Genomic DNA, 18,554 nt, shown 5'->3' with positions numbered 1-18,554 from the left:
CCAATTTTGTTTCACATACCGCCGAACCCTTATACCATACGGAACTTAATCCCACAGAATAGTGGTTGGTTGTAGGGAAAACACGGGTCTGGATAATATCGAACCCAAATAAGGGATTTGTAGTAGCAATATCCTCATAATTTTCACCTTTGAGTATCTTTATTATTATTATTATAAATCTAGATGACAAAAATGAGTCAAATTTGTTTCGCTTACAATCGAATCTGTAGTGGATACCTGTCTATACACTAGTTTTTCATAATCTAGCCATTATACCAAAATTGATTTCACTCTGCCAATATACGATTGAAGAATGATGTCGTTACCAATAGGACTCATACAATTATAAAAAATATGAGATTGTAAGAATCCTTTCAATTAAGATCTCATATTTGCATTTCACGAATATCTAAAATCAAATAATATAACACATTTGCATCTACAGATTTTAAATCGAATAAAACTAAAACTAAAACTAAAATTATAATTATAATTATGATTAAAACTAATGGATATTACGAATAATCTAGATCATAGTATCACTTAGCATGTAAACCTCATGGAGTAGAAAAAAAATGGTTCGATGTCAATTGGTTGTTGTAGAAAGCAACAAGAGTATTATAATTGCTCATAAACTCCGAAACTGTTCAGTTGAGATCGCTACTTATTAAATACATATCATTGAGCTGACCCTAATAAAAGACTAAAAATGATCAAACTCTTATTTTATTCTCCCATGGATTTTGTAATGGTTTTTTTCATACCTAATGTAACAAATCTTTCGTTAAATTTTTCTTCTAATATGTCTTTTCTGGACACCACTCCTATTAACCTGTTATCGTTATTTTCATCTACCACTGGAACCATTTCAATTCCTTCATTATCCATTAGTTTGATTATTTCTATCATATCAGTTTGTTGATTTACAGTTTTTGGATTGCTTGTCATCAAATCTTTTGCTTTAAGTGTATCTAGGTCTTTATTTTCTTTAATTGCTCTAAGAATGTCAATAATGGTCAGTATACCTATAACTTTACCATCTTCTTCTATAATTGGTAGTCCATTAATAGATCGTAAAATTAACCTTGTACCAATTTCTGTAATGGTAGCATTTTCTCTCGCAGCCTCAAGGTCTGTAGACATTAAATCAAAAGCTTTCATATTCTTGATGTTAAATTGCTAAATAAAATTCTTATGGGCCGTATATTTCGGAGTTAAAATGTCATCTGTTGAAATGACTATAAATTATATGGCATATTAAACAAACATCCTTGATTTTATAGAATAGAATTATAGTTTCACAAAAACATATGGTTCATCCAATAAACTCATAAATAAACATAAAAAATTATAAATATTTGTTATATTATAGTTTTTTAGTATTAAATTAAACAAGTTTTAAGGCTATTATAGTTTCATATTGTGTATGGAATGTTGTCGTTGTCATCTGACATATTCTAATAAACTCTCTGTAGGTCCTCTATCTATGTTATGCAAAAAATATTCTTTTGTATTTGCCCTTTCGACAATTGTTACTGCAGCCTTATTTGCATCTGCTTGTCCGTTTAACGTAGATGCTTATGCACAGGGTACCCAAACAGTTTTAAAGATAGATGTCAAGGTAACAAACAACGGAAACCATGATGAGCACGGTACAATACACGTATTTAGATCTGAAGGTGTTGCCATTTCTAAATGGCTAAATGATGTGTATTTTCCGGCAAAACAAACTGTAACTCATACATTTACATTTCTAACAAGTGATATACCTCCAGGCAGTTCATTTACTACTGAAGTAGTTTATGGCGACGATATATTCAAAAGGGTTGATGGAAAAAATTCTCCATCCTCTATTCCGGAAACGGTTAGTATTGTCATACCCTAATGGAATTATTAAAAAGCATCTTCCATGTTTAATTGGATATCCTACATAGAGATGTGTAAAATGAAAAGTTTCACATATATCGCATGGTAAATAAATAAAGAAATTTCATTGAAAAAATCTCTTTTGAATTCAAACTTTGGCTTCATTAGATCTTGAGTGATTAGCTCCGATTGCAATTTGGATAATAGATTGATAGTTTTTGATCAGAAATTGACTTTTCCCTTTACAAATATTACAAATGAACCGAATGCTTTATGAAATTTCAAGTCTGTACAGTTATGCAAGATTTATTGTACCAAAGTTAAAGATAGAAATTTGTTTTTATTTTTTATACACTTTAACAACATCTTCTCTATTAGTCTGTATGTGGTAGTCGATGAAAAATACCTCTGTACCTCCTATTAACAGAAGCAAGATATCAGAATAGTAAAATGGCTGTTGTTCTTCCTTATTTACTTATATCATATTTGCTAATTATTTATCCCAGTTGTCTAAGCATCAAAACAAGGTAGCATTTTCACTCATATTATAAGACGCTCATTGTAGTCTGATCATTTCGCATAGTTTATGAAACAAAGTTATCTAAATATTTTAGGAAACAAACGAGTTGTATAACAAAGCATAAAATAATTGAAATTAAAATATTTTTTAGATGTCGAATTAAAAATTTAATGATTTCCCGGAACGGCCAACCAGAATGGCGTTTTTCCGGTTGGTATTTGTTTTATCACTTCCAGGCTATTTGTATCTACTACTACAATTTTGTTTTCAGAAGAAACATCTACAAGGAGAAACTTTCCATCAGATGTTGCACGTATTCCATGAGGTCCCTTTCCAACAACAATCTGTTTTACAAGTTCAATTTTCTTTGCATCAATAACATTTACTTTGTCTGAGCCTATTCCCGACACATATACACGCTTATCGTCTGGAGAAACATCAATTCCATGATGACCCAAACTGACAGGGATTTTCTTGATTATTTGCAAAGAGGTTGTATCTATAACTGAAACATCGCTTGAACCTGCATTTGCAACAAAGAGTAGTTTTCCATCACTTGTTATGTCTAGGTTATGCGGGCCTTTGCTGTCTTGAATTTCACCTATTATTTCAAAAGTTTTTGTATCGAGAATAACAATTTTGTCACCGCCTTGAACAGTTACATACGCTCTTATACCATCAGGAGAGAACACTATATTATGTGGTACAGGGCCAACTTTGACCTCTTTTATAACATTTAAATCAGCAAGATCAATAATGCTTACAGAACCTGGTAGTTCATTTGCAACAAATACATATTTTTTGTCTGGACTTATTTTGACACCTTTTGGAACATCTCCTACATTGATTTTCGCTATCATCTGATCATTTGTCCCATTAACGATAAATGTTTGATTATCTGCACTGCTTGTTGCAGCCACAATTTTTCCATCGGTGGTTACATCTACATAAGTCATATCCTTTCCTGCAGGAACCGTCATATTTTTATATAAATCGTACAAGGAATTATCCATTCTTTGGGTTGTGTAGATACTATTGGATATAATTTCAGATGAATTTGTACCTTTTTGTGAAGGCGCCTGCTGAATATTTGATTGGGCCAGTATTGACTCAAACTGTATGCTAAATGTAATAAATGATGCCATCAAAATCAACGGCCATATTATTAATACATGTGTTGATAAAGACGAAATACTGATTATTTTATTTGTCATCAATAAATTAATCCATGATCTGTTATAAGGCTATATTTGGAAACATTCTACCTCTCGTATAATTGACCAAAATGGGTTTTATTTATGGCCACGTATAGAAATATGTCCTTTCTTTTTGCTATCCTATGATATGACATTTAAAAATCAATACTGCCGAATCCTTTACTGACATATCTGTTAAGGAGGTTGATGATTATTATGATTGTATACTACCACTATAGTTGAATTTTGAACCCATGTGGATATCCACACGATTTCCACCGAACCCGCTACCAATAGAGAGTAACGATATAAGACAATTAATCTTTTTTTCCACGTACATGAATGATGGCGTTAATTATTTTGGGTAGTAATACAATATACCACCGAACTATCATAGATATGAAATAATAAACATGGATTTATGAAATATATTTCCTCTTAACTGGTTATCATATCTGTTTAGCCTAAAAAAATCTAATACATTTTCCTTGGTTTGGATCATATCTTTGCATAATCTTCGCACAATCTTGTATACTTTGAGGATTTTTACACATACCCGTAATCGGATCAAATGGCATTCCTTGAGAATTACAGGATGCTGGAGAAGATTTTGTTACTGTGGTTTCGGAATTGGATTCATCAAGAGTCGGTATGTTATTTTGTGATAGCATTTCCTTTTCTCCAATAGGATTGTTTGGATTCTCTTGATTTTGTGTGGATTGGATGGGTGCACACATGATACCCTTAGGACCGCCTGGAACGTTCTTTAGTTCCATTTCGCCTGGTTGACATGATACTCTAGCATTTAGAGGAGCTGGTTTCACATAGCATCCTTCTGGTGATCCAGCTGGACATTCCTCTGGTGGAATAGGTGCACACATGATACCCTTAGGACCGCCTGGAACGTTCTTTAGTTCCATTTCGCCTGGTTGACATGATACTCTAGCATTTAGAGGAGCTGGTTTCACATAGCATCCTTCTGGTGATCCAGCTGGACATTCCTCTGGTGGAATAGGTGCACACATGATACCCTTAGGACCGCCTGGAACGTTCTTTAGTTCCATTTCGCCTGGTTGACATGATACTCTAGCATTTAGAGGAGCTGGTTTCACATAGCATCCTTCTGGTGATCCAGCTGGACATTGTTCATTTTGCGGTGGCTCAGACAAAGCGGTTAAAGAAGGGTTGACAGTGGTTACGTTCTCTGCTACTTCCGATAATCCTTGACTATCTTCACCAGCATCTTCGTTGTTGTTGCTGCTGTCACCCGATTCCTCTTCCGATAATCCTTGACTATCTTCACCAGCATCTTCGTTGTTGTTGCTGCTGTCACCCGATTCCTCTTCCGATAATCCTTGACTATCTTCACCAGCATCTTCGTTGTTGTTGTTGCTGTCACCCGATTCCTCTTCCGATAATCCTTGACTATCTTCACCAGCATCTTCGTTGTTGTTGTTGCTGACATCATCTTCCTCATCCAGGGATGCAAAAACATACGATGTCATTAAATTATTCTGGGTAATCTCGCCTCCACCATTAGGAAAAAATAACGTAGAAGAAATTCCTGCTAAAGTAGAATTAAACACAAGCAAGATAACAACAAAAATACTTAATATAATTGGAGATAAATTACAATGATTAGACAATTATGAAATGGATTATGATGGTAATATAAAATATTTTACTTTAACCCAATTTGGAGAACATTTGTTTATTTTGACATAGAATTTTGATTGCTAGTCAGCTAATCATATTGAAAATATTATTCATGTAAGATGGTTTAATATTTACAGGTTAATTCATAGATTAATAATTATGACATTCACGTCTATTAATTTTCGTAGCCCTTGGAATTAATTCACCTTTAATTTCAAAAAAAATTTCTAACTTGTTTTGGACTCCTATGGATATTCTCATGATTTCACCTTTGAATATCATTGTTATATGACAAAATTGAGTGACAAAAATGAGTCAAATTTGTTTCACATACCACCGAACCCGCGTTCAATTGCGTACTATTAATAGTGGTTTTTGACTATATTAGTCAAATAAGAGTTGAAATACAACGATAATCATCCTAACGTATCACAACTAAGTGATTCGCATAACTTGGGTATTCGAGAGGAAAGTTATATCTCTCCATTAGAAAACTTTACCTATGCTTTAAAGTCTAAAGTATCGAAAAGACAATATCCTTCACTATTAAACAAATTTTTATGCTTCTTAAATTTTGAAGGATCATTGGAACAAAAATGTGCCAAACTTTTGGAACTATCTTACTTGGTATACTAAACGAGTTTATAGTCGATTTGAGAATTGGATGGTATGAGTCTGGAGGGTAATAATGTGGTGATGATTTATTTAGTACGATCAGATTTGAAAATGAGCAAAGGACAAATTGCAGGTAAAGTAGCAGATGTTACCCAATTTGTTATAGAGGAATGCATCCAAAGAAAATACATTCCTTATATAACATGGAAGAAATTCCATGCTTCTCAAAAAATTATTTTAAAAGTAAATTCTCATAAAGAATTTTATGATTTATATTCAAAGTTAGTTGATTTATCTCACGAACTAAGTTTTCCAATCAAGATTGTAAAGGATGATCAAAAAATAAAGACTATTGAAAGTACTCCCACAGTCTTGGCTTTCGGACCAATAAAAAGGAACACAATTGAACACTTGGTTGCTGTTTTAAAGCTACTGTGATTGGCTACAAAAAAGTAAATCATTTTAATATATACTTTATGTGATAGGAAATCTTACCGTTATCGTGTAAATTGTCATGGATTGCTTGTGTGCAATCGACCTTGACTTGTTAAACACGTATCAAATGTTGAATAATCCAAATTGTTTCAAATAAGAACATAATTAGATTCGAACACTCTACTTTTCCATGAGGGTAGTTTCCCTGTAAGGTAGTGAATTTCTCGATAAAGTCCTAATTTTATTTTGAACATTTCTTAATCTCTTTAACTGTTTTTTTCGTATATGATCCCTTAATTCTTTGCTGTAGATCATATCAAAGGTGTTTCTATGTGGCTTATAGAAAACGAAATCATATAACATCCTAATAGCTCCTTTTCTTCCTATTGGTTTTCCAGAGATAAAGTAAACTAAAAACCTATTAAAGGCAAATAATGGGTGATATCCTAAAATTTTCATCATAGGACCAGTTTCAGAAAAACCATGATTTGATCCAAGAGCTCTATTATGAGTATACTTTGCATAGTCTAAAACAGCATAATTATAGCCTTTCATCTCCGATTCATACAGTATGACTGTTTCATAGCCCATTCTTTCTGGATAAAATTTATGATGTCTTTTGAAATAGGACGACCTTACAAATCTTCCTGATCCTCTGGGTACATTATATTTACTTCTTTCATAATTTCCTGAAACAAATACCTTGTCTTGATTATTGTCCATATAGGAAATGACTTTGCTGGCATAATCTTTTTCATAGATGCAATCATCACTTGCTATCATGTGATAATCAGTATCAACTAAATTATTTTCATTAATGTATCTTAATGCTTTGTTGTAGTTGAATGGCACCCTAGTGATGTCGTATCCAAGATCTGGGTTTGTAATGATGTGTAATACTGGAATTTCTTGCTTTAATCGATTCAATATTGTAGGTGTACTGTCTTTAGAGCCATCGTCAATTACGATGATATATTCAGGTTTTATCGATTGATCGTAAATCGAAACTATGCTATTCTCAATGTCATTTTCTGAATTTCTGCAGGTAATTATTGAATAGTATGTTCCCAATGATAACACAACAAATAGAATATATATTTATCAACTAGGTATCAAAAACAAGTAACAAGATACGCATTTAATTATGCTTTATAATCTACCAAAAATAATTCAGCATTCAATCAATAGATAATAATTACAAAATATTTTTTCATGATAATTATAAAAAAAGTTATCTATGGTAAATTTATAAAATATAGTTAGAGATTAGATAAGCTTGATTTTTTAATATGTTAAATTGTGATAGGTTTATTGTAAAATAATTAATACAAATTGAGATATATCAATTTCATGTTTTACCATTATGTTTAGTGTGATATTCCGGTTATTTGGATTGGAGGTGCAATAAAGCTATATCAATTTTATCTAATTTTTTTAATAAATCCGCAAGAGATGCTGAAATTAATAGTTCCAATTATTCTTTTTTTGGTGTAAGTTATTTCGGATACAATCGCATGATAATGAAAAATAATGAAAGAATGAAAATACTCAGTATACCTGAGAAATGCACTCACGATGAAGCTTTGGGATATCATCTTCTTAATACATTTGCTGAAGTCTTTGAAAAGCGAAAGAATATGGAAATTGACGATTTACAATGGCAATCATGGAAAAGTTGGATGAGCCTATCTATTCAACATAAATCAATGATCAAAATATGGGAAGATGCTGAGTTGCAACATTATTTTGACCCCTTATTTCATAAATTTATGAATTCAGAAATGTTTCCACTTTTGATTAATAAATAATTCTACTTTATCTTTGACTTAAACCCTGGAATAAACAAATGAAATATGAAAGCCTAAAATGAAAATTCTGCACCTGTCCGATACACCTTTACCAGACTGGCGAGTAGAGAAATCAGCTTCTAGTTCGAGGAAAAGGGGTGATTTGGTTTATTTTTGTGGTCCTAATTCACTAATTTCCAATTCCAATTCACATTCCAATTTTGAAAAACAATATGGGATTACATGGACTTCCCATGCTAGGAACAAGTTACCGTACTATTGGGGCTTGGTTAAAAAACAAATGACAAAAATCATAAAAGAAGTCCAACCTGACATAATACATGCTCACAACATTTTTTCCGCAAAAATGGCTACTGAAATAGGTGATTACCCTCTTGTTTATGACGATCATGAATATTGGTCAATGTATGCAAAAATAAAAATCGAGGCTTACTCTTTTTATATAAAAAGCGTAAAAGCGGGATCTTTGAGCACCAAGAGTTTAGCCAGAAAATTAGTAGTAAATTTTTTAAATAGTAAATTTGCTAGATCTTGGTCAAAAGCAGAAAATGATTTGATAATGAATCACCCTACGATTACAGTGTCAAATACGATCCTAAATGAATTTAAAAAGATCGGCAAACGAATATTTTTGGTTCCAAACTTTCCTGCCTTTAAAGAAATTGAGAATATAAGAGAACCAATTTATCATGATAAATTGTCTTCAGTTTATGCAGGTATACAACTCACTAATCCTATTAAATCACTGCACATGGATTTGGATGGCTTTTTTAACATCTTTGAAAAATTTAATGTGGGAAAGTTAAATGTGTTAGGCTGGAACAAACGATCAACTAATAGAGTAATTTATCATGGATACTTAAGCAGGAGTCAAATGTATGATGAAATGCATAGAAATTCAATTGGATTGATTCCTTTTAAGAAACATTGGTTTCATCCTTATAGTAATCCAAATAAAGCATATGAATATGCTCACTCGGGTCTATATGTATCCCTGACTTCTGATTTAGCCTCGGTAGCAGAGAATCTTAAAGAACATTGCATTTTATTTGATGATTTTGATGAACTGATAAATAAATTAGAAAATTTAAGCAACAATATGGATGATCTTTATTCTAAACGTGTGAAGTCATATCAGTATGCACGAAGTCATTTATTGTGGGAGAATTTTGAAAAAAATATTTTTGAATCATATAAGGTCTGCTAAGTAATTGTTTTATCCTTTTGGGATTTAGAATTTTTCATTTTTTTTCCAAATCTTAATCGTCTTTAGAGTGAATCCCAAATGTGTTGAGAATGGTTTCCGATAAATAGAAACCTTAATCCAATTATTATTTGATATCTTTATCCAACTCGGTTCGTAATGATACCTCATGAATAATTTTGTTTAATAATAATCTTTGATGATGTAATAATTGCAATTAGCATTGTAATCCCTTCAAAAATAATTGTGAACTAGTATGAAATTTACTACTCATCCCATCACAGGAGATTATGTTCTAAATGTGGCTACTAGTGGGATAATATTTATCATTCAAACCTTTTTCTAAATATTAATGCAATAATTGAAGTACCTGCAAATGTTGCAGTCCAGTATAGCCATAGATCATCCCATACTCCAGATAGCAATGCTGGAGCTAGTGAACGAGCAGGGTTCATGGATGCGCCTGATATAAAAGCCAAAAAGAATATGTCTAATCCAACGATACCTCCGATAGCAATACCTCCAAATCCTTTCAAGCCTTTTGTATAAACGACAATCAATATTACTGCCATCAAAAAAGCTGATGCTAAAACTTCTACTCCAAATATCATAGGTAGAGGATATGAATAATTGGGTGCATTAGCGCCGAGATTTGCTTCCTTTCCAATTATTATACTTACAAAAAAGCTTGCTAATAGAGCACCAACAATCTCAGCTAGAAGGTACAAACCTAATTGCTTCTTTGTGATGTGCTTTGTGATTAGAAAACCAATCGATACAGCAGGATTAAAATGAGCCATAGAAATTTTACCAAATAGATATACACCTACTGCAACTCCTACAAAAGGAGCAAATACGATAAATGGCAGACCAAGAATACCATCCAATTTTGAATCAATGACAACTGAACCTGTGGCTAGAACAACTACGATAAATGTTCCTATGATCTCTGCAACAAACCTTTTTTGATCAACAGTTAGTTTATTGACTACTGATTCAAAAGTAGATTCCTTTGACATAAAAATCCATTCATGAATATGATGGCAATACAACTAGCTTCGATTATGCTAGATTGGAATTTCATCATTCTCCGCAGCCTTAACTATTTCCAATACCCTTTTTTCAATTTCATCTCTTATTTCTCTTACTTTCTCTATTGGTTTACCTTTTGGATCATCTATCCCCCAGTCTAGGACTTTGGGAACAATTAAAGCCGGACAGAATTTATCATCCATACAACCCATATTGATAATCGCCGTTGCATTCCGCATCATATCTTCTGTCAAATCCTTGGGTTTTTGTTTACTAATATCTATTCCAACCTCCTCCATAACATCTACCGCGATTGGATTGATTTGAGAGGTGGGAACTGTACCAGCACTTACAGCCTCATAACCTTTCGGAGCATACTTTTTGAAAAAACCTTCTGCCATCTGGCTTCTTCCAGCATTTTGAACACAAACAAAAAGGATAATTTTGTTTGTATCCTCATGATCTTGTTTACCAAAAGAGAAATTCAAATAAATCGCTTCTTTCTCAATCTATCTACTCTTTAACAGCTCTAATGGAAATACTACTAATTTTTCTTTTTTCTAGACCTGTCTTGTCTTCTAACTCCATATACAGTTTCTCATCAAGTATCTCGATGTTGGTAAATCCAGCTTTTTTAATACTATCTAAATAATTTTCTTTTGTAAGTGCACCATCGATACAACTACACCAGTTTTCTGTATTTACTAAATCCTCGTCTATTTCTTTAGACGTAATCAAATCAGATATTATCATTTTTCCTTTTCCTCCGGATTTCAGAATTCTGTATACTTCCCTAAAGGTATTCACTTTATTTGTTGTCAAATTAATAACACAGTTACTTATGACTAGATCAACCGAATTATCTTCTACAGGTATACTTTGTTCAATATCCCCATGTCTAAACTCAACATTTGTATAACCATGTTTCTTAGCATTCTCCCTAGCCTTTTTGAGCATATTTTCTGTCATATCAATTCCAATGACTTTTCCTCTTTCCTTTACAATATTAGCTGCAAGGAACACATCTATTCCTGCCCCTGAACCCAGGTCGACTACGCTATCACCTTCTCCTATATCTGCAAACCTTGTAGGATTTCCACAACCCACACCTAACACAGAAGATTCAGGAACAAGCTTTAATTTGTCAGATTCATATCCAACAGCTTTTGATGATTCGAATGGAGTAAGGACAACCTCGGATGAAGTACTGCAACAATCGCTAGATGGCATACAACAAGAGTTTGAATTTCCATCAACAGCAATCTTTCCGTATTGCTCTTTGATTTTTTCTTTTAAATGTAATTGTTTATCCATAGGTATAGGTTTACTAAAGAAACTATTTAAGTTAGCAAGAGTAATTTGGTAAAGTAAGTGCAATCAGAGAAACTAATAGGAGAAAACTCCGCTGTAATTAGAGGAAAATCTTCTAAAAAATTACCCATACTTGATAATGACAATACTAATGCATGTAATTTTCATGGATATAGTATAGAAAGTTTAATGAAAGAAACATCGGAGTTGAGAAATATTATTACCAAAAGAGGAACTTTAGAAATCCTGATACCTCTTTGTTGCTCCACTGATCCTGTAAGATATTTGACTTTTAAGAATTCAATGAAAGGCTTTAGTAGCAAAACTCTTACCACTCGCTTAAGGGATCTTGAAAAGAATAGGATTCTACATAGGCAATATTTTAATGAAATTCCCCCCAGAGTCGAATATCGTCTTACGACTAAAGGACAAGAACTAGTAGAGTCTATAATTAACTTACTTCAATGGATGAGAAAATGGTCAAACACAAAATAGTTGGAATTCCATTTTGCCTAATCACACATAGTCTTGATATCCAGTTCGTTTTTGACAATAATAGCTAGCTTCTGTGCTAGTTGTTCTTCAATAGGGTTTGAAATAATTTCTACTTTTGGAAGTGCAGGCATCATTGCTACGTCATTTCTTACAAATTATCAGATCCACTAAGACTAATTTCATTAGATATTTTGATTGTAGCATTGTACACTTTGAGTCGTAGGTTAAAGAACAGTTGTTCATTAAATCATATGAAAAATAGTAGTTTAGAATTAAATAGCTTATTTTGTGAGTTAAACTCTTCATATGAGAATTATAAGAAAAAGTAGGTAAACTAAAATATCAAATATCATTTAGCAAAAAGTTGTTATCCAAGCATAGAAATGTAATTTATTCTATTTTTCTCTTTCTCATGGCAGGACTGTGTGAAATTGGCGGTGGATATCTTGTATGGCTGTGGTTAAGAGAAAGTTACAGTTGGATTTTTGGGGTATTCGGAGGAATGGTATTGTTTATGTATGGAGTTATCCCAACTTTCCAAAAAGCTAATTTTCATAGAACTTATGCCGCGTATGGAGGAATTTTTATTGTAATGGCTATAGGTTGGGGATATTTTTTTGAAGGAATTATTCCTGATATATACGATATAGCTGGAACGATAACTGCAATTATAGGCGTCATTATCATATTCTACTATCCAAGGAAAGAGAAAGAAGAGATTGGAATCGATCCCTCTAACTGACTATAATATCTCATTTATCGCATCCACATTCGGGCTGTTTGTAATTGCTGCACTGTGTGAAATTGGCGGTGGATATCTTGTATGGCTGTGGTTAAGAGAGAAAAGGAACAAAAGTTTAGCTTTAGTTGGAGGAGCCATTCTATTTATTTATGGAATCATTCCAACACTTCAGCCGTCCAATTTTGGTAGAGTATACGCATCATATGGTGGAGTATTTGTGGTTATGGCAATTATTTGGGGTTTATTGATTGACAAAAAAAGACCTGATAAATATGAAATCATTGGAGGGATGATAGTTCTTGTAGGAGCGGCAGTGATATTTTATGCTCCTAGATAATAAATATTGAAATAAATTATTTCTTATTTTTTGTTTCCTTCATTAAAAATATAACAACAATACCCGATGCTATTCCAATTAATGCAACTATCTGAATTGCAATAAACATGCCAAATAAATCGGCAATATATCCAATTCCAATTGCTCCAATAACAAATCCCATATCTCTCCAAAATCTGTAAACTCCCAGTGATGTTGCTCGCCAGTTAGGGTGCGCTATATCACCAATTGCTGCAAGTAAAGTAGGATACACTAACGCGGTTCCTGAACCTAACAATGCCATTCCTAAAACCCAACCCACGAATTCTTGCGAGTATAGAATGATCCACACTCCTATGCTCTGAATGAACATTCCTGGAAAAATGAGAATTTTCCTCCCTATCTTGTCAGACATAAATCCTGTAACAAGTTGCAAAATTCCCCATATACCTGGATGCAATGCTTTCAAAAACCCGACATCAGATGTGCCCAAACCGTAGGATGAAAAATATAAGGTAAATAAACCCCATGAAACTCCAAATATTAAATTGTTTACTAATCCAGATTGACTAATAGCAAACAAGGAACGATCTTTCCATGAAGTATACAAAAATACTTTAACAAAATCCAAATTTCGATTCAAGTTAACATCGTCGTTACTCTCAACAGGCGTATCTTCATCTTGCCTCCTTATCTCTAATAGAGTAAATTTTCTTGTATCTTTCACTATTAACCACGATATCAAAAGTCCGAGAACAGCAAAAACAATTCCAAAGTAAAATGGGTATGGCTTTAAGCCGTATATGGATGCAATATATCCAGTTACAAAACCCACGATAGATACAGCAAAGTATCCTGAAAACTCGTTGAATCCAAGGGCAAATCCTCTCTTCTCTTTTCCTACAAGATCTATCTTCATATTAACTGTCATTGACCATGCCAGTCCTTGATTGATACCGAGAAATACATTTGCAACTATAATCCAGTTCCAATCTGGCGCTACTAACAATATGATGGGAACAGGTATCCCAAACAGCCACCCCAGAATTAATACATTTTTTCTACTCCATTTATCAGAGATTTTACCTGCAAAAAGATTTAGAATTGCTTTGACTAATCCAAAGCTTGCAATAAAAGATACTATCAAAGCGTTAGATTGAATATCGAATTCCTTTGCTCCTATTAGAGGAACTACGGTTTGTTCCATTCCAATCATGGAACCAACGAAAGCATTAACCAATACAAGGATTAAGAATTGATTGATGTTTGGACGTAAACCAAGTGTGAGTGGTTTATCATTATCACTATCATTATTATTGTTATTTGCACCTTTTTCGCCAGCCAATCAATATTTACCTAACCATAAGCATTAAGTAAGTATAATCTAAAAAGAAATAGCAAATTTTAAATATATTTGGATCTATTACAAGTTAGAATAATTTGTTAGACTTTCTTCCTTGAGTTTTTCTGTTTAGTATATTTTATCTAGTAATCTAATTGTCATTGTAATTATTCCTTTGAAGGTCTAATTTTTATTTGATTACCGATTGCTAAACAAATTCAAAGAAAATCTAAAATTGTTCAGAAAGGTGAAAATAATGAAAAAGAAATCAAAAATTAGAATATTAAAAGATAATCAGAAAAATGACGATAATTATACTTTCGTATCAGATGATACTGGCATATCTTCTACTCAAAATGCAAAAGCTTCTCCTAACGATGAGGTAGTAGGTGATGATACCGGAGCGATAGATGTCAATAATTTGAATGAAATACGTAAGAAAAAAAAGGTATTAACTAACGAGGATATAAGAAAGGCTTCTAAAGGTCTAAAATTCAATAATCCTTCGCAAAGAAATCATTCATCTATCTATGAATAACTAACCCGTAAGTACTTTCAATGAAATGAGCAATTATCATTCTAATATTAATATAGCAGTCCTACCTATAGTATCTTTTAAACAGACTATGGGCATGAAATTGAAAGATTTATGTGCTTTATGCAGGAATATAAACTAGTTGATTTCAGAGTCTTCTTAAAAAGGACGAAATTGGATGCATTAACCGCTTAAAGTTATAAAAATATGTGAAATTTACTACTCATCCCATCGAATCCAATACTAATTACGGTATCGACATAGGAATAAGAATGGTTGATTAGAATAATCAAAATTTCAAGTCAAGTTCTTATCTGGTATCTTTCTGTATGATATTTTCGGAAATATTTCTCGCTTTATTATATCCCGTTCTATCGATACTCTACCTGGTCCAGATAGTGCTAGACTAATTGCAATAGACATTAACAACAAATCAACTTCAAAGCCTCCTTGACCCATAAAGCCATTACCCGCCTTAACAATGAGAATGGCACAAATCATCTCTATAGTAAAAAGTATTGCTGTTATTCTTGTTATTAAACCAACAATTAACAAGATTCCTCCAACTACTTCTAATAATCCAATTATTAGTGCCATTTCAGCCGGTATACCAACAGAAGCAAAAAAGCCTTGAGTTCCCAACAAATCTCCAAACTTTGGTAATCCATGTAGTATAAAGGCAATTCCTGCCATAATTCTTAAGGGTAATGGAGCAAAGGATGAAATTTTTTCTGCATACACAATAAAAGAGATTAATAATGCTTTTTATAGTTCATCATCGACGACCTCGATATCTTTTGGATCTGTATGTATGTTTAAATTGTGATTTAAAATGAATCATGTGCAATGATTTATAATTTTTTACTAATACTTCTCCATGACAAAGCCTATAGAAAAAGTCCGCATTGATTTTTCATTTCGCAGGGAGGTATTCTTTGTTATAGTGGGTGCAATGGTGGGTGGTGTGCTAATGATGCTACCTGACACAATTTATGGTATAATCTCACAAGGTAATTATCACACTGTTTGGATAATTTTTGGACATGTGGTAGGTGTATATTCTCAGTATACTGTTTTGGCAGGTATTCTAATTCATTTTGTAACTGCATTATCTATTGGAATTGTATTAGGAGTTTTCCTTTACAAAACAGGATTGTTAGAAATCAGTAAACCAGTAAATGGGTTACTATATGGTTTATTCACAGCTACGGTTGTTTTCCTGTTCTGGGCTATACCAGTCCAACAGTTTATACTTGATCCTGAAACTTCTAAAACATTAGTTTCTATGAATCCTGGATTAACCGAGCAACAAGTGTTAGAAAATATCCACAAGAACTTGGTAATTGCATTAGTTCAAAGTTTCATTAGAAACCTTATTTTTGGAATTTCTCTTGGACTTGTTTCTTCTTATTTGACTATCAAACTAGGAAAACGGTTTAGGTGTCCAAGATGTAATATATCTTTTTCAAGAATTGATCTAATGAATAAACATCTAAGTCAAATCCATAGTGAAAAAATTCCTCAAATAAGGATTGTAATACTAGGTGGAGGTTTTGGAGGCATTGAAGCATTAAAAAAATTGCAACGAGATTTTGAAAATGAAATACAAGTCGATATTACCATCGTCAATAAAGATAATTTCTTTTTATTTACTCCTATGCTTCATGAAGTGGTTTCTGGTATGATTGAAACTTCACATATCGCAGTTCCTATCAGATCTTTTTGTAAACGGGCTCGCTTTATAGAAGCCGAGGTTGAAAATATAGATACCGTAAAAAAGATCATTTATCTAAAAAACAGGGTCATTGGTGGTCGTACCATGCAGAATAGAAATGGGAATAATTCATCTGAGCAAGATGTTGATCCTTTTAATCATTTTAAGATTTGTTATGATTATCTCTTGTTTGGCTTAGGGGGTAAAACTAACTATCATGGTAATGAAAAATTAAAACAAGTTACATTTAGCATGAAGAGCCTAGAAGATGCAAATCTAATTCGAAGCCATATAATAAGTACTTTAGAGCAAGCTGATATACTTGACAATAACAATCCGACTGAGTATAGACGAAAGAGGAATCTGCTAAGGTATGTTATAGTTGGTGGAGGTTTTTCTGGAGTTGAAACAGCTGGAGAAATCAACGAATTTGTAAGAGGATGTATCAAAGAATTCTATCATAGCATAGATATTTCTGAGATCGAAATTGTTCTTGTTAATTCTGGACCAAAGATTATTCCTGAAATGGATGAACGACTTGGGGCTTTCGCATTAAAGGAGTTACGAAAAAATGGAGTCAATGTCTTATTATCGAATAGGGTTCACAATATTCAAAGAGGTTCCATTGTTAAAACTAATGAAAGTCTATTTGTACATAATACTATTGATAGAAGCCCCCTTGCAACATATTATTCTATCTCTAAAGAAAATGATAGTATTGATGAAACCTCCCTGTATGTTTATTTAGGTGATCAAGACAATATCTCGACTTATACTGTAATATGGACGGCTGGTGTTACCACTGAAAATGTTTTGGAATCTGTTACATTAGGGAAAGATAGGAAAGGTCGACTGTTAACCAATGAGTTTTTACAAGTGGGTTCATCTGAGAATGTTTTTGCAGTAGGTGATTGTGCTTCAATAATCGATCCTCAAACTGGTTTACCTTGCCCGCCTACAGCTCAACACGCAATAAGACAAGGTGAAATAGCAGGCAAAAACATTGCTTCTTTAGTTAAATATGAATTGACTCAAAAGTATACATTGCTAGAGAGATTTGATTATAAAACTAGAGGTACGATGGCTACAGTAGGAAAAAGAAAAGGTGTTGGTGTAATTTTTGGTATTAAAATTTTAGGAATTGTGGCTTGGTTTATTTGGCGAACTTTTTATCTTAACAAAATTCCGTCAAGAGCTCACAAGTTCCGCGTCATTGTTGATTGGACTACTGATACTATATTTGGAAGAGATATTGCCAGATTAAAAACTCCAGTCGAATTAATTAGCAGAAGTAGTGAAAGAATTTAAAATATTGTGAAGTCAGACAACTTATAAGACTAATGCAGTTAGAAAATCACTTCCGATAAATAATATCTTGGTTTTTAATTCATGGTTATCATACCACCAACTTAACATTGTTATGGCTAGAATTAACTATTAATAGTCATTAAAAGAGAATTTTAGATAATTAAATTCAAGGTTGGTAATAATTTTTTGTAATTCGCCGTTTCACTTTAATTTATTAAGATAAAATAAATACATTGAATATTGAAAGTTTTTCAATTATCATTCTGAACTTGTGTGAAATTTACTACTCATCCCACCGAACCCGCATAGTATAGGGAACTTAATCCCACAGAATAATCGATGAGCATAAAGAAGAGAGGATCTGGATACAATCTAACCCTAATAATAAATTAATAGTAACTACATTACAGTTAATTAATTTAGCATACTAGTCAAAATTATTGTCTTGAATAGAAAAAA

The 18,554-nt window shown here is 32.7% G+C and carries 18 protein-coding genes; 9 read left to right on the top strand and 9 right to left on the bottom strand.

The window, feature by feature from the left end; genetic code table 11:
* Positions 1-726 precede the first annotated feature (726 nt).
* Positions 727-1,143, bottom strand: a complete 417-nt coding sequence (locus F1Z66_RS01320; RefSeq protein ID WP_195907444.1) for a CBS domain-containing protein — start codon at positions 1,141-1,143, stop codon at positions 727-729.
* 343 nt (positions 1,144-1,486) lie between these two features.
* Between F1Z66_RS01320 and F1Z66_RS01315 the strand changes: the two genes are divergently transcribed.
* Entirely contained in the window at positions 1,487-1,885 is a 399-nt protein-coding gene (locus F1Z66_RS01315) for a hypothetical protein (RefSeq protein WP_149861799.1), read from the top strand.
* 668 nt (positions 1,886-2,553) lie between these two features.
* Here the strand turns inward: F1Z66_RS01315 and F1Z66_RS01310 are convergent.
* On the bottom strand, positions 2,554-3,600 hold the full coding sequence (locus F1Z66_RS01310) for a YncE family protein (protein WP_149861798.1): 1,047 nt from the start codon (positions 3,598-3,600) through the stop codon (positions 2,554-2,556).
* Positions 3,601-4,046: 446 nt separating this feature from the next.
* Positions 4,047-5,168, bottom strand: coding sequence for a hypothetical protein (locus F1Z66_RS01305; RefSeq protein WP_149861797.1), 1,122 nt, complete (start codon positions 5,166-5,168; stop codon positions 4,047-4,049).
* A 739-nt stretch (positions 5,169-5,907) separates the two neighbouring features.
* On the opposite strand from F1Z66_RS01305, the gene F1Z66_RS01300 reads away from it, so the two are divergent.
* On the top strand, positions 5,908-6,291 hold the full coding sequence (locus tag F1Z66_RS01300) for an aminoacyl-tRNA hydrolase (RefSeq protein ID WP_149861796.1): 384 nt from the start codon (positions 5,908-5,910) through the stop codon (positions 6,289-6,291).
* A 177-nt stretch (positions 6,292-6,468) separates the two neighbouring features.
* Here the strand turns inward: F1Z66_RS01300 and F1Z66_RS01295 are convergent, their stop codons facing one another.
* Positions 6,469-7,359, bottom strand: coding sequence for a glycosyltransferase family A protein (locus F1Z66_RS01295; protein ID WP_159357386.1), 891 nt, complete (start codon positions 7,357-7,359; stop codon positions 6,469-6,471).
* 449 nt (positions 7,360-7,808) lie between these two features.
* Here F1Z66_RS01295 and F1Z66_RS01290 point away from each other — a divergent pair, with 449 nt between their 5' ends.
* Together F1Z66_RS01290 and F1Z66_RS01285 are read left to right on the top strand one after the other, a co-directional pair.
* On the top strand, positions 7,809-8,096 hold the full coding sequence (locus F1Z66_RS01290) for a hypothetical protein (protein ID WP_149861794.1): 288 nt from the start codon (positions 7,809-7,811) through the stop codon (positions 8,094-8,096).
* Between the two features lie 58 nt (positions 8,097-8,154).
* On the top strand, positions 8,155-9,303 hold the full coding sequence (locus F1Z66_RS01285; RefSeq protein WP_149861793.1) for a glycosyltransferase: 1,149 nt from the start codon (positions 8,155-8,157) through the stop codon (positions 9,301-9,303).
* A gap of 323 nt (positions 9,304-9,626) precedes the next feature.
* On the opposite strand, the gene F1Z66_RS01280 is transcribed toward F1Z66_RS01285, so the two are convergent.
* Genes F1Z66_RS01280 through arsM form a run of 3 tightly spaced genes read right to left on the bottom strand, consistent with a single transcriptional unit; the run spans position 9,627 to position 11,646 of the window.
* Positions 9,627-10,319: an MIP/aquaporin family protein gene (locus tag F1Z66_RS01280; protein ID WP_149861792.1), complete on the bottom strand. Its 693-nt coding sequence runs from the start codon at positions 10,317-10,319 to the stop codon at positions 9,627-9,629.
* Positions 10,320-10,367: 48 nt separating this feature from the next.
* Positions 10,368-10,820 (bottom strand): arsenate reductase ArsC, encoded by a 453-nt coding sequence (locus F1Z66_RS01275; protein ID WP_230207400.1) that lies wholly within the window; start codon positions 10,818-10,820, stop codon positions 10,368-10,370.
* A gap of 25 nt (positions 10,821-10,845) precedes the next feature.
* On the bottom strand, positions 10,846-11,646 hold the full coding sequence (gene arsM / locus F1Z66_RS01270; protein WP_149861791.1) for an arsenite methyltransferase: 801 nt from the start codon (positions 11,644-11,646) through the stop codon (positions 10,846-10,848).
* Positions 11,647-11,703: 57 nt separating this feature from the next.
* Between arsM and F1Z66_RS01265 the strand changes: the two genes are divergently transcribed.
* The 3 genes from F1Z66_RS01265 (at position 11,704) to F1Z66_RS01255 (ending at position 13,217) form a co-directional block, all read left to right on the top strand.
* Complete coding sequence (locus tag F1Z66_RS01265; RefSeq protein WP_230207399.1) at positions 11,704-12,138, top strand: winged helix-turn-helix transcriptional regulator; 435 nt, start codon at positions 11,704-11,706, stop codon at positions 12,136-12,138.
* 364 nt (positions 12,139-12,502) lie between these two features.
* A complete protein-coding gene (locus F1Z66_RS01260; RefSeq protein ID WP_230207398.1) occupies positions 12,503-12,880 on the top strand; it encodes a YnfA family protein in 378 nt (125 codons plus the stop codon).
* Positions 12,858-13,217, top strand: coding sequence for a YnfA family protein (locus tag F1Z66_RS01255; protein ID WP_201448543.1), 360 nt, complete (start codon positions 12,858-12,860; stop codon positions 13,215-13,217). The genes F1Z66_RS01260 and F1Z66_RS01255 overlap by 23 nt, the downstream gene beginning before the upstream one ends.
* Before the next feature lie 16 nt (positions 13,218-13,233).
* Here the strand turns inward: F1Z66_RS01255 and F1Z66_RS01250 are convergent, their stop codons facing one another.
* Positions 13,234-14,541 carry an MFS transporter gene (locus F1Z66_RS01250; RefSeq protein WP_201448542.1) on the bottom strand — a complete coding sequence of 436 codons (1,308 nt, stop codon included), beginning with the start codon at positions 14,539-14,541 and terminating at the stop codon, positions 13,234-13,236.
* A 253-nt stretch (positions 14,542-14,794) separates the two neighbouring features.
* Between F1Z66_RS01250 and F1Z66_RS01245 the strand changes: the two genes are divergently transcribed.
* The gene (locus F1Z66_RS01245; RefSeq protein WP_149861790.1) at positions 14,795-15,076 is read left to right on the top strand and encodes a hypothetical protein; all 282 of its coding nucleotides are present in this window, start codon (positions 14,795-14,797) and stop codon (positions 15,074-15,076) included.
* Between the two features lie 294 nt (positions 15,077-15,370).
* Here F1Z66_RS01245 and F1Z66_RS01240 read toward each other — a convergent pair whose 3' ends face one another.
* Positions 15,371-15,814: a DoxX family protein gene (locus tag F1Z66_RS01240; protein ID WP_201448541.1), complete on the bottom strand. Its 444-nt coding sequence runs from the start codon at positions 15,812-15,814 to the stop codon at positions 15,371-15,373.
* Positions 15,815-15,950: 136 nt separating this feature from the next.
* On the opposite strand from F1Z66_RS01240, the gene F1Z66_RS01235 reads away from it, so the two are divergent.
* Entirely contained in the window at positions 15,951-18,095 is a 2,145-nt protein-coding gene (locus F1Z66_RS01235; protein WP_149861789.1) for an FAD-dependent oxidoreductase, read from the top strand.
* Positions 18,096-18,554: the final 459 nt, after the last annotated feature.

Source organism: Candidatus Nitrosocosmicus agrestis, from assembly GCF_008389435.1.
In the GTDB taxonomy this organism is placed as follows: Archaea; Thermoproteota; Nitrososphaeria; order Nitrososphaerales; family Nitrososphaeraceae; genus Nitrosocosmicus; species Nitrosocosmicus agrestis.
The sequence above is the reverse complement of the archived record's forward strand: the minus strand, read 5'-3'. Positions and strand labels throughout refer to the sequence as shown.

Bases quoted from the DNA above. Each gene is read 5' to 3' on its own strand.
- F1Z66_RS01320 (WP_195907444.1), bottom strand. From the start codon at position 1,143: ATGTCTACAGACCTTGAGGCTGCGAGAGAAAATGCTACCATTACAGAA.
- F1Z66_RS01315 (WP_149861799.1), top strand. From the start codon at position 1,487: ATGTTATGCAAAAAATATTCTTTTGTATTTGCCCTTTCGACAATTGTT.
- F1Z66_RS01310 (WP_149861798.1), bottom strand. From the start codon at position 3,600: ATGACAAATAAAATAATCAGTATTTCGTCTTTATCAACACATGTATTA.
- F1Z66_RS01300 (WP_149861796.1), top strand. From the start codon at position 5,908: ATGAGTCTGGAGGGTAATAATGTGGTGATGATTTATTTAGTACGATCA.
- F1Z66_RS01290 (WP_149861794.1), top strand. From the start codon at position 7,809: ATGAAAAATAATGAAAGAATGAAAATACTCAGTATACCTGAGAAATGC.
- F1Z66_RS01285 (WP_149861793.1), top strand. From the start codon at position 8,155: ATGAAAATTCTGCACCTGTCCGATACACCTTTACCAGACTGGCGAGTA.
- F1Z66_RS01280 (WP_149861792.1), bottom strand. From the start codon at position 10,319: ATGTCAAAGGAATCTACTTTTGAATCAGTAGTCAATAAACTAACTGTT.
- arsM (WP_149861791.1), bottom strand. From the start codon at position 11,646: ATGGATAAACAATTACATTTAAAAGAAAAAATCAAAGAGCAATACGGA.
- F1Z66_RS01245 (WP_149861790.1), top strand. From the start codon at position 14,795: ATGAAAAAGAAATCAAAAATTAGAATATTAAAAGATAATCAGAAAAAT.
- F1Z66_RS01235 (WP_149861789.1), top strand. From the start codon at position 15,951: ATGACAAAGCCTATAGAAAAAGTCCGCATTGATTTTTCATTTCGCAGG.